The 25583-nt window shown below is 59.6% G+C and carries 20 protein-coding genes; 12 read left to right on the top strand and 8 right to left on the bottom strand.

All coding sequences use genetic code 11. From position 1 onward, the window contains the following. Positions 1 to 6 precede the first annotated feature (6 nt). The 3 genes from K0H48_RS21960 to K0H48_RS21950 all read right to left on the bottom strand — a co-directional run bounded on the left by K0H48_RS21960 (position 7) and on the right by K0H48_RS21950 (position 2049). On the bottom strand, positions 7 to 873 hold the full coding sequence (locus tag K0H48_RS21960; RefSeq protein WP_219269123.1) for a DUF6279 family lipoprotein: 867 nt from the start codon (positions 871 to 873) through the stop codon (positions 7 to 9). Between the two features lie 66 nt (positions 874 to 939). Then, positions 940 to 1662: a TorF family putative porin gene (locus K0H48_RS21955; protein ID WP_219269122.1), complete on the bottom strand. Its 723-nt coding sequence runs from the start codon at positions 1660 to 1662 to the stop codon at positions 940 to 942. A 207-nt stretch (positions 1663 to 1869) separates the two neighbouring features. Continuing rightward, positions 1870 to 2049: a hypothetical protein gene (locus K0H48_RS21950; RefSeq protein ID WP_003193095.1), complete on the bottom strand. Its 180-nt coding sequence runs from the start codon at positions 2047 to 2049 to the stop codon at positions 1870 to 1872. Between the two features lie 324 nt (positions 2050 to 2373). On the opposite strand from K0H48_RS21950, the gene K0H48_RS21945 reads away from it, so the two are divergent. The 3 genes from K0H48_RS21945 (at position 2374) to K0H48_RS21935 (ending at position 5302) form a co-directional block, all read left to right on the top strand. Beyond that, a complete protein-coding gene (locus tag K0H48_RS21945) occupies positions 2374 to 3210 on the top strand; it encodes a S1 RNA-binding domain-containing protein (protein WP_017845295.1) in 837 nt (278 codons plus the stop codon). Between the two features lie 52 nt (positions 3211 to 3262). Continuing rightward, on the top strand, positions 3263 to 3661 hold the full coding sequence (locus tag K0H48_RS21940) for a DUF2177 family protein (protein ID WP_219269121.1): 399 nt from the start codon (positions 3263 to 3265) through the stop codon (positions 3659 to 3661). A gap of 198 nt (positions 3662 to 3859) precedes the next feature. After that, entirely contained in the window at positions 3860 to 5302 is a 1443-nt protein-coding gene (locus tag K0H48_RS21935; RefSeq protein WP_219269120.1) for an NCS1 family nucleobase:cation symporter-1, read from the top strand. Here K0H48_RS21935 and K0H48_RS21930 read toward each other — a convergent pair. After that, on the bottom strand, positions 5214 to 6413 hold the full coding sequence (locus K0H48_RS21930) for an MFS transporter (RefSeq protein ID WP_219269119.1): 1200 nt from the start codon (positions 6411 to 6413) through the stop codon (positions 5214 to 5216). The two genes, K0H48_RS21935 and K0H48_RS21930, sit on opposite strands and share 89 nt — an antisense overlap. Positions 6414 to 6517: 104 nt before the next feature. Here K0H48_RS21930 and K0H48_RS21925 point away from each other — a divergent pair, with 104 nt between their 5' ends. Both K0H48_RS21925 and K0H48_RS30865 read left to right on the top strand, forming a co-directional pair. Beyond that, positions 6518 to 7411 carry a LysR family transcriptional regulator gene (locus tag K0H48_RS21925; RefSeq protein WP_138814438.1) on the top strand — a complete coding sequence of 298 codons (894 nt, stop codon included), beginning with the start codon at positions 6518 to 6520 and terminating at the stop codon, positions 7409 to 7411. Positions 7412 to 7553: 142 nt separating this feature from the next. Further along, on the top strand, positions 7554 to 7676 hold the full coding sequence (locus K0H48_RS30865) for a PA1414 family protein (protein ID WP_017134862.1): 123 nt from the start codon (positions 7554 to 7556) through the stop codon (positions 7674 to 7676). A gap of 196 nt (positions 7677 to 7872) precedes the next feature. Here K0H48_RS30865 and K0H48_RS21920 read toward each other — a convergent pair whose 3' ends face one another. From K0H48_RS21920 to speB, 4 genes are read right to left on the bottom strand one after another with little or no spacing between them, the layout of a single operon-like run. Continuing rightward, positions 7873 to 9255, bottom strand: a complete 1383-nt coding sequence (locus K0H48_RS21920) for a sodium:solute symporter (RefSeq protein WP_219269118.1) — start codon at positions 9253 to 9255, stop codon at positions 7873 to 7875. Between the two features lie 35 nt (positions 9256 to 9290). Further along, complete coding sequence (locus K0H48_RS21915) at positions 9291 to 10802, bottom strand: cytosine permease (protein ID WP_219269117.1); 1512 nt, start codon at positions 10800 to 10802, stop codon at positions 9291 to 9293. A 21-nt stretch (positions 10803 to 10823) separates the two neighbouring features. Continuing rightward, a complete protein-coding gene (locus K0H48_RS21910; RefSeq protein ID WP_219269116.1) occupies positions 10824 to 11243 on the bottom strand; it encodes a nuclear transport factor 2 family protein in 420 nt (139 codons plus the stop codon). Further along, the gene (gene speB / locus K0H48_RS21905) at positions 11243 to 12193 is read right to left on the bottom strand and encodes an agmatinase (protein ID WP_056861477.1); all 951 of its coding nucleotides are present in this window, start codon (positions 12191 to 12193) and stop codon (positions 11243 to 11245) included. Before speB ends, K0H48_RS21910 begins: the two co-directional genes overlap by 1 nt. A gap of 280 nt (positions 12194 to 12473) precedes the next feature. On the opposite strand from speB, the gene K0H48_RS21900 reads away from it, so the two are divergent. From K0H48_RS21900 to mazG, 7 genes are all read left to right on the top strand, one after another. Continuing rightward, positions 12474 to 13367, top strand: a complete 894-nt coding sequence (locus K0H48_RS21900; protein ID WP_017134867.1) for a LysR family transcriptional regulator — start codon at positions 12474 to 12476, stop codon at positions 13365 to 13367. 6 nt (positions 13368 to 13373) lie between these two features. Further along, positions 13374 to 13973, top strand: a complete 600-nt coding sequence (locus K0H48_RS21895) for a tRNA-uridine aminocarboxypropyltransferase (RefSeq protein WP_219269115.1) — start codon at positions 13374 to 13376, stop codon at positions 13971 to 13973. A 164-nt stretch (positions 13974 to 14137) separates the two neighbouring features. Further along, on the top strand, positions 14138 to 19978 hold the full coding sequence (locus K0H48_RS21890) for an NEL-type E3 ubiquitin ligase domain-containing protein (protein ID WP_257627086.1): 5841 nt from the start codon (positions 14138 to 14140) through the stop codon (positions 19976 to 19978). A gap of 105 nt (positions 19979 to 20083) precedes the next feature. Continuing rightward, positions 20084 to 20986 carry a cysteine synthase CysM gene (cysM, locus tag K0H48_RS21885; protein ID WP_017134870.1) on the top strand — a complete coding sequence of 301 codons (903 nt, stop codon included), beginning with the start codon at positions 20084 to 20086 and terminating at the stop codon, positions 20984 to 20986. Next, the gene (gene rlmD / locus K0H48_RS21880) at positions 20986 to 22338 is read left to right on the top strand and encodes a 23S rRNA (uracil(1939)-C(5))-methyltransferase RlmD (protein WP_219269113.1); all 1353 of its coding nucleotides are present in this window, start codon (positions 20986 to 20988) and stop codon (positions 22336 to 22338) included. The genes cysM and rlmD overlap by 1 nt, the downstream gene beginning before the upstream one ends. 152 nt (positions 22339 to 22490) lie before the next feature. Beyond that, positions 22491 to 24734, top strand: coding sequence for a GTP diphosphokinase (relA, locus tag K0H48_RS21875; RefSeq protein WP_017134872.1), 2244 nt, complete (start codon positions 22491 to 22493; stop codon positions 24732 to 24734). Further along, positions 24734 to 25567 (top strand): nucleoside triphosphate pyrophosphohydrolase, encoded by an 834-nt coding sequence (gene mazG, locus K0H48_RS21870; RefSeq protein WP_138815367.1) that lies wholly within the window; start codon positions 24734 to 24736, stop codon positions 25565 to 25567. Before relA ends, mazG begins: the two co-directional genes overlap by 1 nt. The last annotated feature ends 16 nt before the right edge of the window (positions 25568 to 25583 follow it).

The raw sequence follows: 25583 nt of genomic DNA, 5'->3' as shown, positions 1-25583 counted from the left end.
CACATTTTATATCGAGGCGGCCTTGAGGCATTTGAGCGCTTTGAAGTCGCTGCGTACGCCATTGATCTTCTGAATCAGTTTCAGCCGCTGCTGTTGGGTGCTTTCGGCCATCAGGTCGATGATCAGGCCGCGTGCAGCGGCTTCGGTCTGTGCGTAGGCGGTGCGGTATTGCGGAGTCCACAGGCTTTCTCGATCCACCAGCAATTGCTGGATTTTCTGCGGGAAGTCAGCGCTGTGACGCTGCTGCAAGGCGTCGATAAATTGCGCCTGCCAATGCGCGCGATTACCGATCCATTCCTGATTCTGTTCGCCCAGCGCGATTGACCACGCCGTCACCCGGTTCTGCTGGCTGGCACTCAACGGCCCCATCCACGCATCCAGGCGTTTGCTCATGCGCTCGGCGCGCTCTTTGATCTGCTGAGCCAGTGGCGGTTTGAGGTATTCGTCCTGGCGCTTGCGCAGGTCTTTGGCCAGTGCATCATTCATGTCTTTGACTTGTTGATCATCCAGGCCCTGCAGCAACTGGATGGCTGACGGCGTGATCTCCCGCGCCACCTCGGCGATAGCCTGCTTGGCTTCGACAGTGCGCGCTTGTAGCGCCGCGTCGGTGATCTGGTTGTTGTCGACCATCTGTTGCAGGCGATCAAGCCAGTCCAGGTAACCCGGCAACTGAGTGGTGCAGTGCCAGGCCAGATGCTCCTTGAGGGTGTCGTTGAACCAGCTCTTCTGCCCGGCGTTCATGTCCAGATAGTCGTTGAGGGTCCAGGGGATGATCACATCAAGGTTGCGGTAGGCCAGGCCCACGCGATTGCAGCCGGCGAGCACCAGGCTCAAGGTCAGTACTACCGCTAGTAATTTGAGCCGACGCAGCATGGGCGTGTCCTTGCGCAGAGAGGGTTCATATATGTGAACCTGCGCGGGGCGCGACAGTTCAGCCCATCAATAAAACGACCGAGCGGCCTTCAAGGTCAACAGGCCGTCGCATTGCGAATTGTGTCCGGAATAGGCCGTGCAGTCGCCACCGCTGAGGCTGGAACCGCTGTAGATCAGGTCCAGGTCCACGCCTTTCCACGCTCGCGAGAACTGCACCGACCAGTCGCTGAAGCTGCTGATGGTGCCGCCGTCTACCGCCGCTGGCGTGCCGAGTTGGTGAGTGGTGTACTTCATGCTGACGCCGATGCCGAAAGGCTGCGTACCGCCGAGGTCGGCAAACAGCGTGCTGTCCTGGCGATCCGGGTCGTTGCTGAAGGACACGCCGAAGCGATTGCCCAGCAGGTTCAGGCCGCCGTAAAACTCCTGGCTGTCGAGAGGGCTGAGCTTGGGGTAGCTGTAGTGGATCATGCCCACTTCATAGCCCAGGGTCTGGTCGAAGGGGCGCTTGAAGCCCATGTAGGAGTCGACTTCGAGATTGTTGGCCGAAGACAGGCCCATATTGGGCGAAAATTGGCCGAAATACAGGCCGCTGTCGTGGCTCAGGTCCAAGCCGCCGTGGAAGGAATCGCTGCCCGGCGAGGTCGGCTTGACCAGACCCTGGGCCATGCTGCGGCTGGGTGTGGTGCCTAATTTGAGGTCGAAGTCACCCAGTTCACGCTGAAAAATCTGCGCGTGTGCGAGAGGGCTTGCCGTAAGGGCAGCGATGAGAAACAAGCAGGGCTTGAGCATGCTTCACTCCATGAAAAGCGAGGAGCAGTAACGAAAAAATCGGACAGATGCCCGTGCTAGACGGGTGCAAGCATACCGGCGAATGCCGGGCGGTGAGCCCCGTTCGTCGATTAGCGCATCAGGAGATGTAGCGGGAGGGTGTTTCAGACTCTAGTCCTGGCGCCTTGGAAGGCAAGACGCTTAGGAGCTAGATGCGATGCGCGGGGGTTACTTTTTGCCCAGGCTGATCTGCTTGGACGGGCCGAAAGTCTGGCCGCTCACGCCCTTGGCAATTTGCTGAATTTCGCCGCCGGACTTGAGGAAAGCAGCAATCTGGCTGTTGATCGATTCGCTGGTTTCAACGGCGGGAGCTGGCTTTGCTTTGCTGTTGGATGCTTTTACGCGCATGGCGGCCACTAACCTGTAGAAAATTAACTTGGCCAGGCATCGTACAGGAAATACTTGACAATTGCTCGGCAAATATCCTCTGAGAATAACCCTGGCCGCTGTAATTGGCCAAAGTCTGACCTTGAAATAAGCCGTTAACTTACTGTTTTAACTCGAAACCACAGGGTTTATGCGGCTGCTGGCCAGCGGCAAAACTCGATCGATTGATCAGACGAGCGGGGCGGTGCCATTACCAGGCCACGCCAGGCCGCGATTTTTCAGGCGCACGCGCGTGGCGGGCGCAACTCGGGTAGAATGCCGCCCACGTAACGAAGGTATCTGGAAATGGCTTTAGTCGGGCGCTACAACAGCTTGCAAGTGGTTAAACACACTAACTTTGGTTTGTACCTGGATGGTGCGCAAGATGGCGAAATCCTCTTGCCTAATCGGTATATCCCCAAAGATATTCCCAGTGAAGATGAAGACTGGCTTAACGTTTTCATTTATCTGGACAGCGATGACAAACTTATCGCGACGACTGAAAAGCCGAAAGTTCAAGTCGGCGAATTCGCCAGTTTGAAAGTCGTCGAAGTCAACAGCATCGGCGTCTTCCTCGACTGGGGTTTGCCAAAAGATCTGTTGCTGCCGTATTCGGAAGAAAAACGCCAGATGACCGCCGGTGAATACTGCGTGGTGCACGTCTACCTCGACAAGCACACCAAGCGCATCACCGCCACCGCGCGACTTGACCGGTACCTGGACAAGACGCCTGCCAACTACCAGGTGGGCCAGGAAGTCGACCTGCTGGTCGCCGAAGCCACCGACATGGGTTTCAAGGCGATCATCAACAACAAGCACTGGGGCCTGATCCACAAGAACGAAGTGTTCAAGTTCCTGCGCCCGGGCAAGGAAGAGAAAGGCTTTATCAAAGAGATCCGCGCCGATGGCAACATCAGCCTGAGCCTGCAGCCGGTCGGCCAGGAAGCGGCCTCCAGCCTGAACTCGAAGATCCTCGCCAAGTTGCGTGAAAACAACGGCAGCTTGCCGGTCAGCGACAAGAGCGACCCGGCGGTGATCAGCAATTTGTTCGGTGTCAGCAAAGGCAACTTCAAGAAGGCCATTGGTGCGCTCTACAAGCAGGGCCAGATTGTAATTCACGCCGATCGCATTGAACTAAGCTGATCGCGTTTTGCTCTTCTGTAGGTGCCGCTCGGCGCCTACAGAGGCTGCAACCATGACCCGCAAAACTCTCTTCGCCTACCTCGGCACCTTGCTCGCGTTTCTGGTGCTTGACGGCCTCTGGCTCGGCGTCCTCATGGGCCCCACCTACAAAGCCCTGCTCGGCTCGCTGATGCTTGATCAGCCGCGCCTGTTGCCCGCCGTGCTGTTTTATCTGCTGTATGCCATTGGTTGCCTGGTGTTCGTGGTCTTGCCCAGCGGCAGTTGGCAACGTGCGGCGCGCCTTGGCGCTTTGCTCGGCCTGGTGGCCTACGGCACCTATGACCTGAGCAACTGGGCCACGCTGAACGGCTGGTCAGCCGGGCTGGCGCTGATGGACATGGCCTGGGGCACCGTCCTGACGGCCATCTGTTGCAGTGTCGGTTATCTGTGTGCACATCGGGTGCAGCATTGATTGTGTACAGGATTGACGTGCACCGTTGCTGAGCATAACCCCGGCCAATAAACCCTCATAAATCTCTTTGGAACACCGTTTCAAAGGGATTGTGTGCCATTGGCACACATTCTGCTGAATGCCTCGTATACAAACCAGGTCGCCTCCCGTATGCACACCGTTACGGCAGCGCAGGCCGGTATTTCGAGGAGCCAAGCGATGTCCGAACAATTGCCCAAGGGCTACAGCCCGCGCCTGTACAACCAGGACCTCGGGCCGCTGCCGCAGAAATGGACCTGGTACAACATTTTCGCCTTCTGGATGAGCGACGTGCACAGCGTTGGCGGCTATGTATTCGCCGCCAGCCTGTTCGCCCTTGGGCTGGCCAGTTGGCAGGTGTTGATCGCCTTGCTCGCCGGCATTTGCATCGTGCAGTTGATCGCCAACTTGGTGGCCAAGCCGAGCCAGCAAGCGGCAGTGCCATACCCGGTCATCTGCCGGCTGGCATTTGGCGTGTTTGGGGCGAATATTCCGGCGGTGATTCGCGGTTTGATCGCCGTGGCCTGGTACGGCATTCAGACGTACTTGGCGTCGAGTGCCTTGATTATCGTGGTGCTGCGCTTTTTCCCACAGATGGCGGTGTATGCAGAGCCGCACTTTGCAGGCCTGTCCTACTTGGGCTGGTTTGGCTTCCTGAGCTTATGGACATTGCAGGCAGCCGTATTCTGGGCGGGCATGGAGTCCATCCGCCGCTTTATTGATTGGGCGGGGCCGGTGGTCTATGCGGTGATGTTTGCTCTGGCTGGCTGGATCGTGTGGAAGGCGGGTTGGGCGAATATCAGTTTCACACTGGCGGAAAAATCCTTGTCAGGCTGGCAGGCGTTTGGCCAAGTGATTGTGGCGACGGCGCTGGTAGTGTCGTACTTCTCCGGGCCTACGCTCAATTTCGGTGATTTCAGCCGCTACTGCCGCAGCATGCACGACGTGCGACGCGGCAATTTCTGGGGGTTGCCGGTTAACTTCCTGGCGTTCTCGCTGGTGACTGTCGTCATCGTGTCGGGCACCCTGCCGGTGTTTGGCGAAATGTTGCATGACCCGATCGCCACCGTTTCGCGCATCGACAACAGCATGGCCGTACTGCTCGGCGCCTTTGCCTTCGTGACCGCCACAATCGGCATCAACATTGTCGCCAACTTCGTGTCACCGGCGTTTGATTTCGCCAACGTCGCGCCGAGCAAAATCAGTTGGCGCGCCGGTGGCATGATCGCGGCCGTGGCCTCGATCTTTATCACGCCGTGGAACCTGTTCAACAACCCGTTGATGATCCACTACACCCTGGATATCCTCGCCGCGTTTATCGGGCCGTTGTTCGGGATTTTGATTGTGGATTTCTACCTGATCAAAAAACAGAAAATCGACGTGGATGCGCTGTTCGACGACAGCCCGAGCGGGCGTTATTACTACGACGGCGGCGTGAACTGGACGGCGGTCAAAGCCTTGGTGCCGGCGACGCTGGTGGGCGTCGCGATCACCTTCACGCCCGCCTTGCAGGGCATGGCCAACTTCGCCTGGTTTACCGGGTGCTTCCTGGGAGGGCTGTTTTTCCTGGTGCTGGCGCGGCGCGAACAGGTTCGTGCGCCAACGTCGCTGGTTGCCGGTTGACCAACACCGCGCCCGCCAACACCAAACCGCAGCCGGCGATCACCAACGCCGGTTGCAGGCCGCCGCTCAAGTGGCTGCTCACCGACGCCAGCAATGGGCCGCACAATTGGCCAATAGCAAAGCTGGCAGTGAGCAGCCCGGTGCTGCGCTGGTAGCCGTGGGGCGCCACCTCGCGCAAACGCGCCATCACCAGTTGCATGCACGCCAGAAACGGCGCACCACACAGCAACACCCCCAGCGCCAGGCCCCAACCATTGCCCAGCAGGCAGGCGAATACCCCGGCCGCTTGCAGCCATAACGTCGTCATCAACCAACGGCGGGTGGTGTTCGGGTCCTTGCGACGCAGGCTCGCCACCACCACGCCCAGCGCCGCCGCCAGGCCAAAGCACGGCCAGAACAGGTCGGCTTGCCACGCGCCTTTGAATTGCGCGCTGGCCATCTGCGACAAGAAGGTCGCAGGGATGATGTAGCCCAGGCCGTACAAGAAGTAGATCCAGCACAGGTGGGCAATACTGCCGTTACTGCCTGCGCTGGTGGCATGGGCCACCGTCACGGTCGGTTTCGGTAAAAAGGGCAGGATGGCCAGCAACATCACCAATGCCACCACGCCATAGACCAGCCACAAGGTCGCAGAGTCTTCGCCCAACAGATTGGAACCCAGTGCCAGCAACCCGGTCAGCAGAATTCCCAGGCCCGGCCCGGCAAATACCAATGCCCCCAAGCGTGGCCGCCCGGCGGCAATTGCCAGTGGTTGGCTCAAACTGGTGATCATCACCAGCGCCCAGGCGCTCGCCACGCCGGTGCCAAAGCGCAGCAGCAAATGCGGCCAGAACCCATGCGCCCAATATGACCCCAGGGTCAGCAGCACGCACAGCCACAGCCCTCCATATAAACGCGCTTTTATGTGGTGATGGCTGCGGGCAAAGATCGAATCCACCGCGCCGACGAAATAGCCCAGGTAGTTGGCGGCGGCAATCAGGCCGGCGCCGGTCAGGTCAATCTGCCCCTCGCTGAGCAAATGCGGCATCTGCGGGGTGAGGGCGAAGCGGCCAATGCCCATGGCCATCATCAGGGCAATAAAGCTGGCGGTTAAACGAATCAGCGGTGACATGTTCAGGTTTCCTACGGGGAAGCGAATGACCTCTAGGCTAAAGCCGATTGACTTTCTGTAAAAATGAATAATAGTGAGTAACTTGTTCAGTTTTGGAGAAAGGTATGGAGTTCAGTCAATTGCGGATTTTCCAGGCCGTGGCGGAAGAGGGCTCCATCACCCGCGCGGCTGAGCGCCTGCATCGAGTGCCATCGAACCTTTCGACACGGCTCAAGCAGATGGAGGAGCAACTTGGCGTCGAGTTGTTTGTGCGCGAACGCCAGCGCTTGCAGCTTTCTCCTGCGGGCAAAGTGCTGCTGGACTACAGCACCCGTCTGCTGGCGCTGCATGATGAAGCTCACGGTGCGGTGCAGGGTGGGCAACCGGCGGGCGATTTCGTGCTGGGCAGCATGTACAGCACGGCCGCCGTGCATTTGCCCAAACTGTTGGCGCGCTATCACAAGGCCTATCCGATGGTGAACCTCCAGGTGCAATCGGCGCCCAGCGGCGAGTTGTTGGAAGGCTTAATCACCGGGCGTCTGGATGCGGCCTTGGTGGATGGCCCTATCACCATCGCGTCGCTGGACGGCGTGCCGCTGTGCGAAGAGCGCCTGGTGATTATTTGCGAAGCGGATCACCCGCCCGTGCGTGGCCCCCAGGATGTCGCCGGCCGCTCGGTATTTACCTTCCGACGCAGCTGCGCCTACCGCGCGCGGCTGGAAACCTGGTTTTCCCACGAGCGCGTGGCCATGGGGCGCGCCATTGAGATTGAGTCTTACCAAGGCATGCTCGCCTGCGTGATCGCCGGTTCCGGCGTGGCGTTGATGTCCGAATCGATGCTCGACAGCCTGCCTGGCAAGGACAGCGTGTCCGTTCATCCGTTGACCGGGCCTTTTGCCACTGCCACCACCTGGTTGATGTGGCGCAAGGGCATGCTCGGCGCTAACCTCAATGCATGGATCGATCTGCAACAAGAGGGCAAGGCCGATTTCCTGCAAGACACGCGCGCGATTGCTTGAACGATCCGTCAGGATTCGGATCAATCCTGTAATAGTTCGTTGTGGTTTCGTTCAAGCATTACCTAGGACTTAGGGCTACTATCACTGTAGGAAAAGGCGACAGAACTCCCGCCTAGCCGCATTACCCTCAAAGGGGGCAACCATGAAAGAGAAAATTCAAAACTGGCTCCACGACCTCGGCGTTGCGCTGGGCCTGATTGAACCACCGCTGCAGCCTATTCCGATTCGCACAGATGACGAGCAGCGTCGTCCGCGTCGCCGCTAAGCTCTGGTCGCAGCAGGTTTTATAATGTGGGAGCGGGCTTGCCCGCGATTGCGGTGTATCAGTCTATAAAAAGTTGACTGACACACTGCTATCGCGGGCAAGCCCGCTCCCACAGTTGTTTTGTGCAAGGTAAAAAAACGGGCGCGACATCCGACGTCGCGCCCGCTGAAGAAACCGCTTTAAATCCCGTTACCTGTCAAATGGCCCTGGCCACCGATGCCTCTGGTCGGCGCGACAACAAGCTCACCACTACAAAACTCACCAGCCCGACCGCCAGGCTGTAGTAGATCGGTGTGTTTGCGTCCAAGCCGTCCTTGAACATGAACACCAGCGCCGTCACAAAGCCCAGCGTCATGGAGGCAATGGCGCCGGAGGTGGTGGCGCGCTTCCAGAAAATCGCGCCCATCAGCGGGATCAGCATGCCGCCCACCAGCAGGTTGTAGGCCAGGGTCAGGGCGCTGATCACGTCGTTGACCACCAGCGCGATACCCAGCACGGCGATACCGGTGAGCATCGTAAACAGACGGTTGATGTTCAGGCTCGATTGTTTGCCGCCGCGCAGGCGTGGCAACAGGTCTTCAGTTAAAACAGTGGAAGCGGCGAGCAAGCCGGCGCTGGCGGTGGACATCATCGCGGCCAGTGCGGCGGCGATCACCAGGCCGCGAATACCATCGGGCAGCGAGGCTTTGACGATGGCGGCGAAGGCGTTGTTGACGTTGTCCAGGTTCGGCAGCAGCACATGCGCGGCCATGCCGATCAGGGCACAGGCCAGGCCGTAGAGGATGCAGTAGAAACCGGCGAACGTGCCTGCGTACTGGGCGACCTTTTCGTCGCGGGCGGTGAACACGCGTTGCCAGATGTCCTGGCCAATCAGGATGCCGAAGAAGTAGATCATGAAGTAGGTGATGATCGTGTCCCAGCCGATTTCGGTGAAGCTGAAATTCGACGCCGGCAGCTTGGCCACCAGTTGATCCCAGCCGCCGACGCGGTACAGGCAGATCGGCAGCAGGATAAACATCAGGCCGACGGTCTTGATCACGAATTGCACGATGTCGGTAAGGGTCAGCGACCACATGCCACCAATGGTCGAATACACCACCACCACGCCACCGCCGAGCAGCACCGACACCCAGAACGGCAGGCCGAACAGCACTTGTAGCACGGTGCCGATAGCCAGGATCGAGGTCACGCCGATCATCAGCGCGTAGGCCAGCATGATCACCGCACTCGCTTGGCGGGCCATGGGGTTGTAGCGTTTTTCCAGCACCTGGGTGACGGTGAAAATCTTCAGTTTGAGCAGCGGCTTGGCCAGGAACAGGTTCAGCGCGATGATCCCCGCGCCCAGCGCGGCGCACAGCCAAAAGCCGGAAATGCCGTGCACATAACCCAGGCGCACGGTGCCGACGGTGGATGCACCGCCCAATACCGTAGCGGCCATGGTGCCCATGTACAGCGACGGGCCCAGGTTACGACCGGCCACCAAATAGTCTTCGTGGGTCTTGGCGCGGCGCATGCCGTAATAGCCGAGCACGAGCATGCCGGCGGCGTAGATGAGTACGACGAATAAATCCAAAGCCATGACGGCGGTTCTCCGTTTTTCTTTTTTGTGGGCGATCAGGCGGCTTGTTGCAGCGCCGGGTTAGCGTGCGAATCCGTGCGCCGGCTGCGAGGGTCGGCCGGCCCATAGACAGTGGCCGGTTCCGGGAACATGCGAAGCAAGGTCAGGTACACCACCGACGCCAGCCCCAGCGTCACCGGCAGGCTGATATCGATGCCATCGGCGAGGTTGCCCAGCGGCCCGACAAACTGCCCCGGCAGGTTGACGAAGCACAGGCCCACCAGCGCGCTCGGGATCCAGGCGCCCAGGCCGCGCCAGTTCCAGCCGTGGCTGAACCAGTAGCGCCCGCCGGTCTCGCCACGGGTGAACACCTGCAAGTCATCCGGGCAGTAGAAGCCGCGGCGCACGATCAGGCCGATGATCATCATCACCATCCATGGCGTGGTGCAGGTGATGATCAGCACGGCGAAGGTCGACACGCTTTGCACCAGGTTGGCGGCGAAACGTCCGATAAAGATGAAGGCAATCGACATCACCCCGATCAGCAACGTGGCCTTGACTCGTGACAGCAAGCGCGGGAACACGCTGGACATGTCCAGCCCGGTGCCATACAGCGAGGTGGTGCCGGTGGACATGCCGCCGATCACCGCGATCAGGCACACCGGCAGGAAGAACCAGCTCGGTGATACGGCCAGCAAACCGCCGACATAGTTGTTGGCCGCGATGTAGTCCGGCGCCTTGATCGCCACGATGGTCGCGGTGGCGAGGCCGAACAGGAACGGGATCAAGGTGGCGATCTGCGCCAGCACCACCGCCAGCATGATGCGCATTTTCGGCGTTTCGCGCGGGATGTAGCGCGACCAGTCACCCAGGAACGCGCCGAAGGAAATCGGGTTGCTCATGGCCACCAGTGCCGAGCCGATGAAGGCAGCCCAGAAGCCAGCCTGGCCCATGGCGACGGTGCCGGCGAAGTGGCTGTCGAACGCTGGCGCGAATGCGAAGATGCCCAGCAGAAACAGCAGGCTCGCCGCCCACACCGCAATGCGGTTGACCCACAGCATGAAGCGAAAGCCGTAGATGCACACGGTCAGCACCAGCAGGGCAAACAAGCCATAGGCCAAGCCCAGGGTCAGGTCGGTTTCCGGCAGGCCAATCAGACGTTTCGCACCACCGACCAGCGCATCACCCGAACTCCACACCGACAGTGAGAAGAAGGCAATCGCCGTCAGCAGCGACAGAAACGAACCGACAATCCGCCCATGCACACCAAAGTGCGCACCCGAAGACACGGCGTTGTTGGTGCCATTGATCGGCCCGAACAGGCCCATCGGCGCCAGGATCAGCGCACCCACCAGCACGCCCAGCACAATCGCCCAGACACCGGCCTGGAAGGACAAGCCGAACAGCACCGGAAACGAGCCCAGCACGGCGGTGGCAAAGGTATTGGCACCGCCGAAGATCAGGCGAAACAGATCCTTGGGCCTGGCGCTACGTTCGTGGTCCGGGATCTGTTCGACCCCGTTGGTTTCTATTTTGCGAATACTGTTTTGGTTGTTTTTATTATTCATGATCAGCTCCGATCACATTGGCTAAGGGGGCGGCAGCCCTTCCGGCATAGCGGACAAATGTTCGTGACAGGCCAGCCACAGGCCTTGTTGTTCTAGGTGAGACGCTTGCCGTTTGAAGACAATGGTCTCGCGCTCCTGGCTAAAAAATTGCTCCCCGTTCATGCGCAGCTCGGTGGCCACGTCATGAATAAATATCGCCACGTCACCTTGCAGGCTGACAAAGGCATTGCTTGAGGTGCAGGACAGCACCTCAAACCCCTCGTCCGCACGCCAGCTGTCCCACAACGCCTGGTAGGCATCGCGGCTCAGCAGCGGCTGGGGGAGGGTGTAGAACACGAAGCTGGCATCGGCGGTGAATGCGCCAAAGTAAGCCTCGCGGTCATTCGCGGCGAAGGCCGCCACCAGCTCGGCGGCGGCTTTCAATACCTGCTGCGCGCTCATCAGCGATGCGCCACGCCGGGGAGTACGCAGAGCATCTCGTACAGCAGGTTGGCGCCGAGCAGCGAAGTGTTGCCGGTGGTGTCGTAAGGCGGCGAAACTTCTACCAGATCACAACCAACCAGGTCGAGGCCCTGGCAGCCACGGATGATCTCGATCGCCTGGATGGTGGTCAGCCCGCCGATTTCCGGGGTGCCGGTGCCAGGTGCCCAGGCCGGGTCGATGCCGTCGATATCAAAGCTCAGATACACCGGGCCGCCGCCGACTTTTTCGCGCACTTCGGCCATCAACGGCGCGAGGGAGTGGTGCCAGCATTCTTCGGCCTGGACCACACGGAAGCCTTGTTTGCGGCTCCAGTTGAAGTCTTCGGCGGTGTAGCCCTGGGCGCGCAGGCCAATCTGTACGACGCGGTCGCAATCGAGCAGGCCTTCTTCCACGGCGCGGCGGAAGGTGGTGCCGTGGGCGATTTTCTCGCCGAACATATGGTCGTTGACGTCAGCGTGGGCATCGATGTGCACCAGCCCGACCTTGCCGTGCTTTTTGTGGATAGCGCGCAGGATCGGCAGGGTGATGGTGTGGTCGCCGCCCAATGTCATCGGGATCACATCATGCTCAAGGATCTCGTCGTAGGCTTCTTCGATGATGCGCACGGCGTCGAGCAGGTTGAATGTGTTGATCGCCACGTCGCCGATGTCGGCAACCGACAGCGAGTCGAACGGTGCGGCGCCGGTGGCCATGTTGTATGGGCGGATCATCACCGATTCGGCGCGAATTTCACGCGGCCCGAAGCGGGTGCCGGCGCGCAGCGAGGTGCCGATATCCAGTGGCACGCCGACAAAAGCGGCGTCCAGGCCTTTGGCCGTTTGCAAGTGGGGAAGTCGCATCATGGTGGCGATGCCGGCGAAGCGCGGCATTTCGTTGCCGCCCAGTGGTTGGTGGAAAATCTTGTCCACGGGAGTGCCTCATCGTTGTTTTGTTTATTAGGGGCCGATTCTGCGAAAAGCCCGTGGCGGGAAGAATCGGCAGAGGCAAATACTTAGTTCAGATTTTTCTAAACTAATGGCTGAGGTAAACTCTGTGGCCCAGCAGGTCTTTCCTGCCGAACGCGGTTCAAAAATGTGGGAGCGGGCTTGCTCGCGAATGCGGTGGTTCAGTTAATACATCTGAGACTGATAAAGCGCATTCGCGAGCAAGCCCGCTCCCACAGGTTTTTGTGTGTCCTCTGGAGACCCTATGGCCAACGCCTTGCCCGACCTGAAACTCCTGCGCATCTTCGTCAGCGTCGTGCGCCACCAGGGGTTCGCCAATGCCCAGCACGAACTCAACCTGTCGACGTCGGCCATCAGCACCTACATGAGCCAACTCGAATCGGCCCTGGGTCTGGTGCTGTGCCATCGCGGCCGGGGCGGGTTCAGCCTCACCAGTAAAGGCGAACTGTTCCATCAGGAAACCTTGCGTCTTTTAGGTGAGCTGGAGGGTTTTGAGCAATATGCCGCTGCCCTGAAGGGCGAACTGCGCGGCACGCTTAAGCTTGGCGTGCTGGACTCCACCGTCAGCGACAAGGCTTTACCGTTCGCCGAAGTCATTGGTGCCTACAGCCTTGAACACCCGGCCGTGCACCTGCATCTGTCGGTGATGAGCCCTTACGAGCTGCAACTGGGCGTGCAGGACAATCGCCTGGACCTGGCCATCGGCGCCTTTTCCAACCGCATGAGCGGGCTGATCTACATGCCGCTCTACCGCGAACAGCACTGGTTGTATTGCAGCACCCGCCACCCGTTGTTCAACGAACGGCGTATCCCCGAACAAGTGATCACCCAGCAACGCATGGTCGGCCGAGGCTATTGGAGCCAGGCCGAACTGGCGCGCCATGGTTTCAAACACAGTGCGGCCACCGTGGAAAGTATGGAAGCCCAGTTGATCCTGGTGCTGTCCGGCGCCTATATCGGCTACCTGCCCGAGCACTACGCCCAGGCCTGGGCCGACAAGGGCGACTTGCGCGTTTTGTTGCCGGCAACCTTCGGCTACCAGGCGCCGTTTTCGATGATCATGCGCCGTGGTCGCAGCCGCGAACCGCTGATCCAGACTTTCCGCGATCTGCTTAAAGCGCAGCTCAACCAGGCCTGATAAACCATGTCCAGACCCCAATGCTCCCGCTGCCTCAGGCCCATTACTCACTGCCTATGCGCGCTGATCCCCAGCCTCGACAGCCGCACCCGCATCTTGCTGTTGCAGCACCCCAGTGAGGTCAACCACGCGCTCAATACCGCGCGGTTGGCGGCGTTGGGTTTGAACAATGCGCAGTTGGTGGTGGGCGAGGTGTTTGACGACCTGGCCACACTGTTGAGCCCGCCGGGTTATCAGGCGCGCCTGTTGTTTCCGGCGGACGACGCGCAGCCATTGCACGCCTATACGCCTGACGATCACGCCTTGTTGCTGGTGGTGCCCGACGGCACTTGGCGCAAGGCCCGCAAGTTGCTGCACCTCAACCCGCTGTTGGCCGCCTTGCCGCGCGTCACCCTGGCGGGCGATGGCGTGTCGCGTTATCGGTTGCGCAAGGCACCTGGTCCGGGCGCTTTGTCGACGGTTGAAGCCATCGTGCAAGCGTTGCAGGTACTCGAAGCCCCGGCTTCGTTCGACGCGTTGCTCAGGCCCTTCGACGCCTTGATCGAAGGTCAGATTGCGGCGATGGGGGAGGCGGTCTACCAGCGTAATCACGTAGATGCTACATAGCTACCGCTCAGCGTAAGTGCCGTTGGATAGGCTCGTCATTTATCACACCCCCTGAGTGAAAAATGACAGAGCCTGAAGTGACACCCCCCGCCCCAGATACGTTATCTGCGTATATCGAGGAGCAACAAGCTCTAGGGCCGTTGATGTCTGGCGCCGAGTGGTCCATGACGCGCGTGCTGATGCCTTTGCGCAAAACCCTCGAGCGCTTTTACGGCTGCCTCGATGTGCAACAGCAACAAGAATACGTCCGTTTGCAAAGGGCCTACGTCCAAGCGCAAACCATTTTCGAAGCCGCTATTGATCAACTCGGTGCCGACCTTGAAGCCACCTCGTTGTCGACGCTGACTGCAGCACTGAAAAAACTCGCTGGTAAAGAGGTCGATCCCAAGGTCGCCCGTATCCATACCCGTTACTTGAAACCGGCTGATACATCGACGCCAAACGACCCCGCCCTGAGGATTCCCCGCGCCGTGGATGACCGCGTAGACAGCACGGGGCTGTCCAGTGTCACGCTGTGGGAGGCTGCGTGCATGAACTACAGCGGTTTGTCGGGATGGGGTTTTCCGGGGCATGTCAGCCTTACGGAGGCCAGCTACCTGGATTCGAATGTCGGGATCAGCGCGGGGGATTTTATTGGCTTGGTGCGCGACCTCAATCTTGGCGCCGAATTACGCAAGCGCCTCGATAGCGCGCTGCAGGGCTCCACGCTATTGGGCGCGCAGGTAATGGCGCTGGCAACCGCAGAGCTTGAATTCGCGCTGATAGAGGCCTTGAGGACTACTGAAACAAGCCGTGTTGACCGCGAAAAGTACCAGGCGGTGGTGAGTGCGTTGTCAGGCGAGTCGCCTTGGGAGGTCACTCAGGAAGTGAAAATGTTCATTCCCCATGGCCCGGACAATACCAATGGGACCGAACGGTATGGCCTGCTTGGCGTCTACACGGACCTGCCAAAAGGCGACTACCTGAGCATTCCCTATGTGATTTTTTCCGTCAAAGGCTGCAAAGGTGCATTCAGCTATTTTCCCAACCGGCCTGGTGGTGCCTTCAGGCACTACGACAAATTTTCGGAGGCGGCCGAAGAGTTTTACGTCGGCTTCAAGGCGTTCCATGCGCGAAAGGAAATGAGGTGGTTGTATCAGTCCATGTCGTTGACAGACTACGCGCGCTTGAGCGCCAGGCCAGCGAAAGAGACCAAGCCGGAGGAGCTCAATGCATTTGCGCAGCTCTTATACCGGTTGTTCGGGCGTGCACGCGAGCTTACCCAGGTCAACAACATCGGCTACAAGCGCCAGAGCGTTAACGACGCACCTACCGTCAGCCTCTATCGTTTTTACATCGAGCGTTGCCGAGCCAACCTCAAGGTATTGGCGCATGAAACGCCGGGCACCATGGCCACCTTGCTTGAGTTTTTCCAGACGCTGTTCGGTGAAATCATCAGCCTGTTGTTGATCCCGGTGCCAGGGCCTTTGAAAGGTCTGGGGCGGTTAAGAGCGTTCGCCATGTTCGCTTCAATGGGGCAAACAGTTTTTCAGGGGCTGCAGAAGGATGAACGTGGAGACTTGGTGCAAACGGCGATGGATGTCGCTGACTTGCTCAGTAGCAGGTTCTTGCACACACGGTTGGCCCCGACGGTCAGGCGCCGACACCAGGCGCTGTACGACCGGCTGGCCCAGCAAAGCAAACCGCTGACGGCCGATGAGCGCAAGAGCCAGACTGACGGCCAACTGGTGGAAAAAATGATGGGCGCCACAGACGTACCCACGCAAACGTTGGCGCGGATCGTCAACCTCAGCAAGAGCTCGCGGGCCGACCTGGAGCAGGTCTGGGATGGAGCACCACCCTCGGCCTCGCTGGTCGAGGCGGTGCATCGGTTTAACGTTGACAAGCTGATCGACTGGGCAGCCGAGGGGGCCGACGCTAACCTCCCTGAGGCGGTCGGTGCCGTTGATATTCTCGCACCATTACTCACCCGGCATAAGGATTGGCCGAAGAACACATCCTTGAGCCTTCTAAACCCGCAAGGCGTGGAAGTGCGGCGCTATAGCAAACGTGCGGACCACAAGACCACGGATGTGGTCACGGTCGCCGTGTTGGAAAACGGCTTGTTCGCTTATTCAATGCCACGCCGGATCAGTGTTCATTTGCCTCAGGCTATCGTCGATTTGCTACCCGATGTTTTTTTATCGGGCAGGTCGACGTTGGTCGAGCAACTCGCTGACAGAGCCGCGACGTTGCGTATTGATCTGTTTGAGGCGCTTACGGCGTACGCCAATACCAGTCGCTCCATGGCCACGGGCGCACCTGCGTCAGTGCTTCGATTACTGCCTGATAGCGTTGCCAGCGATACCCCGCCGCACGCCGTGATTGAGCAGTTACACACATTGCACCCCAGATTGAGCCGGGCACGGTTGTTGGAAGTACTACGCCGACATCCGTTGTCGGAACATGAGCAGACACAGCTCCTGCAATCGCAACTGCAACAACCCAAAGCGCTGGACACCGCGCTGCGTTCTGCCCGTCAGATGGCGCGCGCAGATGTCATGGTAGACGGCATACTCCATCCTCGGCGCTTCAGTCAGAAAACTCAGAATTGGGCCACTGAGTTTGCCGCCAGTGCACTGCGCGACCTGACCGGCCAGGTACTGATCATCAGCCCTGAAGCGCAAGCGGTACCTTATGTTTCGCGAGGACCGCTGGACAAAACCATTGTCGTGACCGACCACGGGCGCGGACAGTTCTCACTGTTTGACACTCAAAGCCTCACAAGGTCGACCGAACCCCAAGACTTATACCAAACGGTCGTGAGTCAGATCTCTGAAGACGACCTGCTACGGTTGGGGTGGGACGCGCAGGACGCCGCCTCTCAGTTCCGTCACACGGTCGCCAGAACCCTGCTCTACAACCGTACGCCCGATGGCAGGTTTTATCCGTCACGCCGTGAGATCGGGCGATACGCCAGCGTTGTCGAGACGTCAAATATTGTGCCCGAGCCTGACGCGCTCGGCCTCTACAGCCAGGGTACCGATCGCTACCTGTTTATCGAGGGAGAGTATTACAAGGTCGTCCAGGAGCAAGAGCTTGAGCCCTGGCGTATTCAACACCCGTCCCTGGAGCAGGCCTATGCACCCGTGTTGACCCACAATGGTGCCGGCGCCTGGCGCCACGAATGGGAAAACCCGCTGAGCTGGGACGGGCAGAAACCGTTTCAGCGTCTCGGGCCTTGGGTGCGTAAATTAACGCCGGATGCCATTGTGCAGATCCAGCAGATCAGCGGGGTGACGCCGGCTATCCTGCGCCGGGTGCATGTACGTAACGAGCGCCCCCCTGCGATCCTGCGGGAGACGGTTGAGCGTTTCACGATTCATCAGCGGGTCAAATCCGGCGTGGAAATCGGGCGGGACTTTTACGATGAACTGCTCGGTGAGATCGGGCCTGAGGCTGCCGACGCATTGGTCGGCACGACGGGGGCGTCTCGTACCGATCAAATCACGGTGCTCGAGACAAAGTTGAGCATCGACAAACCACAGATGGAGCGGCTGTTTTTCAAGGCCCTGTGTCATAAGAGCGAGCCATCGTCCGACCCTTTGGCTCGGGTGCTGCAGCGTGATTTTCCCAGCCTGACCGCAGCCATCGCCGAGGACCTGGTGAGCCAGGCTACACCTGCCGAACGCAGCAGCCTGGAGTCTGCCCGTGTGCCTTTGACGCTGACACCGATGGTACGTTGGTGGTTGCATTATTTGCGCAAAGTGAGGGCTTTGGAGGGCGTGCATCTGCCCGCTGCGGGCAATCAAGACAGCGCGAAATTAATCTTGCATACCGTGTCGGGCATCGAGGGATGGCCGAAGAATCTACGCGTGCAGGTGTCGGAAAGAGGGCGCCTGATTGACAGCATTGGCCCCGCTGACGCGCCACTCAAGCGCGTGCTGGAGGTGATGGACGGTCAATATCAGGCGTACGTCCCTCAAAGTAATGGCGAGCGTCAACCGATCGGCAGCGTCGGTGGGTTTCTGTCGGTTCTGCTCGGTGCACTGCCGGTTACTGAACGCCAGGCGTTAGGCTATACCCATGCATCCGGCGTTGAAGAGCTGACGCAAAATATTGCGCTGCGTCTGGACATCACGCAGTTGGGTATTGAAAAACTACTTGGCATAGAGCCGCTCCCCTGGTTCAACCCGCCACGACGATTGAGTGACGGACGCATTGGGTATCCGCTGAGCGGCGACGGTGGGGCAGGTGATGTAAACCCCGGACAATTGGCGTTGTTACGGAAATTGTATCCGACCAAAACCGACGCGCAGGCCAGTGAGATTCTGCGCAACGGAGGCGACCGCTTCGAGGATCGGCAGGACTTGATCAATGGCCTTTTCAGCGAGCGAGATACCTTGAATGCCAGGCTTGATCGGTGGTGCTTGCTGGCGAACCCTGTGAAGCTCAAGACACGCCTTGAAGCCTCCGAGCGAATTCGACGATGTTGGAGTAAGCAGGACTCTAATCGTGGAGTGCCCAGTGAGCTCAACCTTGACGACCTGGCGCTGGATGATCTCCCTCAGCTTGAAGCGAGCTTCTTTCATGTCGAGTTGCTGAGCTTCAGGAACAATCAATTACAAGCGCTACCCTCAGATTTCCTGTGGCGTTTTCCGTTGGTTCGCGTTCTTTCTGCTGAAAACAATCTTTTGGTTCATTTCCCGGAAGGGTTGACAGAGTTTAAACACCTGAGGCGGCTGAATTTGTCGAACAATCGCATTCGGCCGAATTTGCAGGATGAATTGCTGTTGACATCCTTGAAGCGCCTGACCAGCCTGGATCTCTCCTTTAATCCTCTCGGGCAAGGCAGACAGCTGGACTTAGATAAACTGAAGGGGCTGAAAGAGCTCAGGCTCAGAAGCACACGTATCAAGCTGTTGCCCAAGGGGGCGGTGACCCTGCGGGCGCTTCGAGTGTTTGATTTGCGCGATAATTTAATCAATACACTGACCGAAACACAGCTGGGCACGGGGCTCAACGTGCATATTGCGATGGATTTGCAGGGTAACGAGCTTTCTGGGGCCACATTGGACCTACTGCGCGAATACCTCCAAAGGCCGGGTTTCCAGAATGTTCATAGCGGCGTGCTGGATGGCAGTCTTTCGCTTTTAGTTTCCGTTGACCCTTGGTTGGCGTTGATTGCGGCAGACCAACGTGTAAGCCAACGGGCGCTTTGGGATCTGCTGGCCGCACAGCAAACCGCAGAGAACTTTTTCGGATTGTTGGGGCTGTTGGCTTCTTATCCGCCGTTGTTCTCTGCAACGTATCGGGGGGTGCGCGAGGACATTACCGGTAGAGTCTGGCGATTGATTGACAGCGCAACCCATGACACACAGATCCAACGGGTCTTGTGTGAAGATCCATTCAGGTACCTGCGAGGGCAATCGGATGGTTGGTTGTTGTGTCTTAATGATCTGGAACTTTCAGTGTTGCCATTGCAAATGCTGGCGCCTGGCAGTCAAGCCTCGGCTGCGGACTTTTTGAACTGCTACCGAGCACGTCGCCGGATCGAGTCTATTGAATATTGGGTTCGGCTTGATTATCCATTGCACTCAAGTGCCGAACAAAGTACCTACCTGCTCAAATGCCGGATTGCCTTGGCGAAGGCGTTGGATCTGCCTGCGCCGCTCACGACGAGCCTGTCTCCATCCTCCCTGAACATCGACCCCCAGTCGTTAAATACATATCGCAATCGCATTATCAAAGAGGATACCGAAATCAACTGGCCTGAGCGGCTCAAGGAAGAGGAGCATTGGGTGGCGTTTTTGAGGCGCGAATACCCCTCGGAGTTCGACTCGGCTCTCAGTCAATTCAGCCAGGACCTCGAGCAGGCGCTTGATCGCTCCCAGCGTGGCGAAATGAGCGAAAACGCATTCATCATCGAGAGTGCCAGGATTGGTGAGGCAATGCTCACGGCACGGGCGAACCTCGTTCTCCAATTGACTGAGCAGGCGTGGACGGGCTTTGCCGGTAGCACGTAATGGCGTTTATATCTTAGTAGAATAAGAACCACACTTTGCGTGATATGGCCCGCCGGCCTTTCCCGGTATGATGTTCGCCCCCGCAGTCTGGATTGCGAATACGCCATGACCTTGCAGTACCCTACAATCGCCGATTGCGTCGGCAACACGCCCCTGGTCCGCTTGCAACGCATGGCGGGTGAAACCAGCAATACCCTGTTGCTCAAGCTCGAAGGCAACAACCCGGCCGGTTCCGTCAAGGACCGCCCGGCGTTGTCGATGATCACCCGCGCCGAGTTGCGCGGGCAGATCAAGCCAGGCGACACCCTGATCGAAGCCACCTCGGGTAACACCGGCATCGCCCTGGCCATGGCCGCGGCGATCAAGGGTTACAAGATGGTGTTGATCATGCCTGACAACGGCAGTGCCGAGCGCAAGGCGGCGATGACCGCTTATGGCGCCCAGCTCATTCTGGTCACCCAGGAAGAAGGCATGGAAGGCGCGCGTGACCTTGCCGAGCGCATGGCCGCCGAAGGCCGTGGCGTGGTGCTCGACCAGTTCGCCAATGGTGATAACCCTGAGGCGCACTACACCAGCACCGGCCCGGAAATCTGGCGCCAGACCCAGGGCAGCATCACCCATTTCGTCAGCTCCATGGGCACCACCGGCACCATCATGGGTAACTCGCGCTACCTCAAGGAGCAGAACCCGGCGATCCAGATCGTCGGCCTGCAACCGATGGAGGGCGCGGCCATTCCGGGTATCCGTCGTTGGCCTGAAGAGTACCTGCCCAAGATCTACAACGCGACGCGCGTGGACCGCATCATCGATATGGCCCAGCGCGAAGCCGAAGACACCACCCGCCGTCTGGCGCGTGAAGAAGGCATCTTCTGTGGCGTGTCCTCCGGTGGCGCCGTGGCCGGTATGTTGCGTCTGTCCAAAGAAGTTGAAAACGCGGTGATCGTCGCGATCATCTGTGACCGAGGCGACCGTTACCTGTCGACCGGCATCTTCGACGAACCCAACTGATGGCCAAGCACGAGAGAGGTCTGCGCTTCCAACCGACGGGCGGCAGTCGCGCCCCGCAGATTCCAGTGGGCAAGAAACAACGCCTGACCATCGAGCGCCTGGCCAACGATGGCCGGGGCATTGTGTTTTTTGAAGGCCGCACCTGGTTCGTCAATGGCGCGCTGGCCGGCGAAGAAGTCGAAGCACGGGTGCTGGGCGCCCACGGCAAAATCGTCGAGGCGCGTACCGAGCGTGTGTTCAAGGCCAGCGAACTGCGTCGCCCGGCACCGTGCGCGCACTTCGGCCGCTGCGGCGGTTGCAGCGTGCAGCACCTGCCCCATGACGAACAACTTGCCCTGAAACAGCGCATGCTCGCCGAGCAACTGTCCCGCGTGGCCGGTGTCGAACCGCAAGAGTGGGCTGCACCGTTGAGTGGGCCGGAATTCGGCTACCGCCGCCGCGCCCGTGTGGCGGTGCGCTGGGATGCCAAGGCCAAACAGCTTGACGTGGGTTTTCGCGCCGTGGCCAGCCAGGACATCGTCGCCATTGATGATTGCCCGGTGCTGGTACAGGCCTTGCAACCGATCATGCAGCGCTTGCCGAACATGCTGCGCCGCCTGAGCAAGCCACAGGCGTTGGGGCATGTGGAGTTGTTCAGTGGTTCGTCAATTGCCGTGTTGCTGCGGCATATGGCACCGCTGTCCGAAGCGGACCTGCAGGTATTGAAAGAATTTTGCACCTTCCATGACGCCCAATTGTGGCTGCATGGTGAGGGCCAGCCGGAGTCGGTAGAGCCGGGTCAGGCGCTTGGTTTTAGACTGGCGGCGTGGGATCTGGAACTGGCTTACCGTCCGGGAGATTTTGTCCAGGTCAACGCCGGCGTCAACGATGCGATGGTCGCCCAGGCCCTGGAGTGGCTGGCGCCAGAGCCCGAAGCACGGGTGTTGGATCTGTTTTGCGGGCTGGGCAACTTTGCTCTGCCACTGGCCAAGCAGGTGCGCGAAGTGGTGGCGGTAGAGGGTGTGCAGACCATGGTCGAGCGCGCGGCGCAGAACGCCGTCAGCAACGATTTGCATAATGTGCAGTTTTTTCAGGCCGATCTGTCCCAGCCTTTGACCGACGCAGAATGGGCCAAACAGGGCTTTTCTGCGGTACTCTTGGACCCACCCCGTGACGGTGCCCTGGAGGTTGTGCGCAAGCTCGCCACCCTGGGGGCCAAGCGTCTGGTGTATGTGTCCTGCAACCCGGCCACGCTGGCGCGGGACACGGTTGAGTTGGTCAAGCAAGGCTACCGGCTAAAACGTGCCGGGATCCTCGACATGTTTCCGCAGACAGCGCATGTCGAGGCCATGGCGTTATTTGAAGCGGGCTAGGATGCCCGTTTAATCCGACTGGCCTGTCGTCTCCTGGGCCGTGACCTGTCAGGGAGTGGTACCTAGCCTAATGGTTGCACCGCTAGGGTTACGCAGCAGGTCAGCGATGATTTTTGGCGCATCCAAGGTGCGTCGTAGGGAAGGTAAGCAAGATGGTACAGGTGAGAGCACACCAGCCGATCAACACCGACGGCAGTATCAATCTCGAGGCATGGCTGGATCATGCCGTCAGTGTCGACCCGGCACTGGACCGTGAAGCCTTGAAAGCAGCCTGCGAGTTCGCTCGTGAGTCTGAACAGCAAGACAATGCGGCCAAGAACCTGTGGGCCGAAGGCACTTCAAGCTTTCGCACCGGGTTGGAAATCGCCGAGATCCTCGCCGATCTCAAGCTGGACCAGGATTCGCTGATCGCCGCCGTGCTTTATCGTGGCGTGCGTGAAGGGCATATTCCGTTGCCGACGGTCAGCCAGCGTTTCGGCGCCGTGGTGGCTAAGCTGATCGACGGCGTGCTGCGCATGGCCGCCATCAGCGCCAGCCTCAGCCCGCGCCAGTCGATGGTGCTGGGCACCCAGGGCCAGGTCGAAAACCTGCGCAAAATGCTCGTGGCCATGGTCGATGACGTACGCGTCGCGCTGATCAAACTGGCCGAGCGCACCTGCGCGATCCGCGCGGTCAAGACCGCCGACGACGAAAAGCGCAACCGCGTGGCCCGCGAGGTGTTTGACATCTACGCGCCGCTGGCGCACCGCCTGGGCATCGGCCATATCAAGTGGGAGCTGGAGGATTTGTCCTTCCGCTACCTCGAGCCCGACCAATACAAACAGATTGCCACGCTGCTGCACGAGCGGCGGCTCGACCGTGAGCGCTTTATCACCGACGTGATGGGTCAGTTGCGTTCCGAGTTGCAGGCCACCGGCGTTGACGCCGACATCAGCGGCCGCGCCAAACACATCTATTCCATCTGGCGCAAAATGCAGCGCAAGGGCCTGGCCTTCAGCCAGATCTACGACGTGCGCGCCGTGCGCGTGCTGGTGCCGGAAATGCGCGACTGCTACACCGCGCTGGGCATTGTGCACACCTTGTGGCGGCACATTCCCAAGGAGTTCGACGACTACATCGCCAACCCCAAGGAAAACGGCTATCGCTCGCTGCACACCGCGGTGATCGGCCCCGAGGGCAAGGTGCTGGAAGTGCAGATCCGCACCCACGCCATGCACGAAGAAGCCGAGCTTGGGGTGTGTGCGCACTGGCGTTACAAGGGCACCGACGTCAAGGCCGGGTCCAATCAGTACGAAGAGAAAATCTCCTGGCTGCGCCAAGTGCTGGAATGGCATGAAGAGCTGGGCGATATCGGCGGCCTGGCCGAACAGCTGCGGGTGGATATCGAGCCCGACCGGGTCTATATCTTCACCCCCGACGGCCACGCCATCGACTTGCCCAAGGGCGCCACGCCTTTGGACTTCGCCTACCGCGTACACACCGAAATCGGCCACAACTGCCGGGGCGCCAAGATCAACGGGCGCATCGTGCCGCTCAACTACAGCCTGCAAACCGGTGAACAGGTCGAGATCATCACCAGCAAGCACGGCACGCCGAGCCGCGACTGGCTGAACCCGAACCTGGGCTACATCACCACGTCGCGGGCACGGGCGAAGATCGTCCACTGGTTCAAGTTGCAGGCGCGCGACCAGAACGTCGCCGCCGGCAAGACCTTGCTTGAGCGCGAATTGGCGCGCCTGGGCCTGCCGCAGGTGGACTTCGACAAGTTGGCCGAAAAAGCCAACATGAAGATCGCCGAAGACATGTTTGCCGCCCTCGGTGCCGGCGACCTGCGCCTGGCGCAATTGGTCAACTTGGCCCAGCAACTGGTCGAGCCGGAGCGCGGCAGCGAGCAGTTGGAACTGATCCCACGCAAAGCCACCGGCTACAAGCCTGGCAAGCGCGGCGATATCCAGATCCAGGGCGTGGGCAACCTGATGACGCAAATGGCCGGCTGCTGCCAGCCATTGCCGGGCGATGCCATCGTCGGCTACATCACCCAGGGGCGTGGCGTGAGCATTCACCGCCAGGATTGCGCCTCGGTGCTGCAACTGGGCGGGCGCGAGCCCGAGCGCATCATCCAGGTCAGCTGGGGCCCGGTGCCGGTGCTCACCTATCCGGTGGACATCATCATCCGCGCCTACGACCGTTCCGGTTTGCTGCGTGACGTGTCGCAAGTGCTGCTCAACGAGCGCATCAACGTGCTCGCGGTCAACACCCGCTCGAACAAAGAAGACAACACCGCGTTGATGTCGCTGACCATCGAGATCCCGGGGTTGGACGCGCTGGGGCGGTTGCTGGGGCGTATATCCCAGTTGCCGAACATCATCGAGACCCGGCGTAATCGCACGCCATGATGTATTCACTTGAAGACCTGCTGCACCTGATGAATCGCCTGCGTGACCCGCAATACGGGTGCCCGTGGGACATCAAGCAAACCTACGCGAGCATCGTGCCGCACACCCTCGAAGAAGCCTACGAAGTCGCCGACGCCATCGAGCGCGGTGACTTCGATCATCTGCAAGGCGAGCTGGGCGACCTGTTGTTTCAGGTGGTGTATTACAGCCAGCTTGCGCGGGAAGAAGGGCGCTTCGAGTTTGCTGGCGTGATCGACAGCATCACGCGCAAGCTGATTCGTCGCCATCCCCACGTGTTCCCCACTGGCGACCTGTATGCACCGCTGGATATTCCCCAGTTGAGCGAAGAACAGGTCAAGGAGCGCTGGGAGCAGATCAAGGCCGAGGAGCGTGCAGAAAAGTCCGACGCACCGGAGCAACTGTCCCTGCTTGATGATGTGCCCACGGCCTTGCCCGCATTATCCCGCGCCGCCAAATTGCAAAAGCGCGCCAGCCAGGTCGGCTTCGACTGGCCGTCTGCCTTGCCGGTGGTCGACAACGTGCGTGAAGAGCTCGATGAAGTGCTTGAAGCCATGGCCGATAACGATTCGGTGGCCATTGCCGATGAGGTCGGTGACCTGCTGTTTGCGGCGGTCAACCTGGCACGCCACCTCAAGGTCGACCCGGAAACCGCGCTGCGTGGCGCCAGCGCCAAGTTCGAACGACGTTTCCGATTTATCGAACAGGCATTGCGCGATACGCACAAACCCATAGAAGATTGCACCCTCGAAGAGTTGGACGCCCTGTGGGGCGAAGCCAAACGCCAGGAAAAGAATGTGTCCAGCTGCGGTTGAGCAGTTGCCTAAGTGA

Source organism: Pseudomonas sp. Xaverov 259, from assembly GCF_019352915.1.
In the GTDB taxonomy this organism is placed as follows: Bacteria; Pseudomonadota; Gammaproteobacteria; order Pseudomonadales; family Pseudomonadaceae; genus Aquipseudomonas.
The sequence above is the reverse complement of the archived record's forward strand: the minus strand, read 5'-3'. Positions and strand labels throughout refer to the sequence as shown.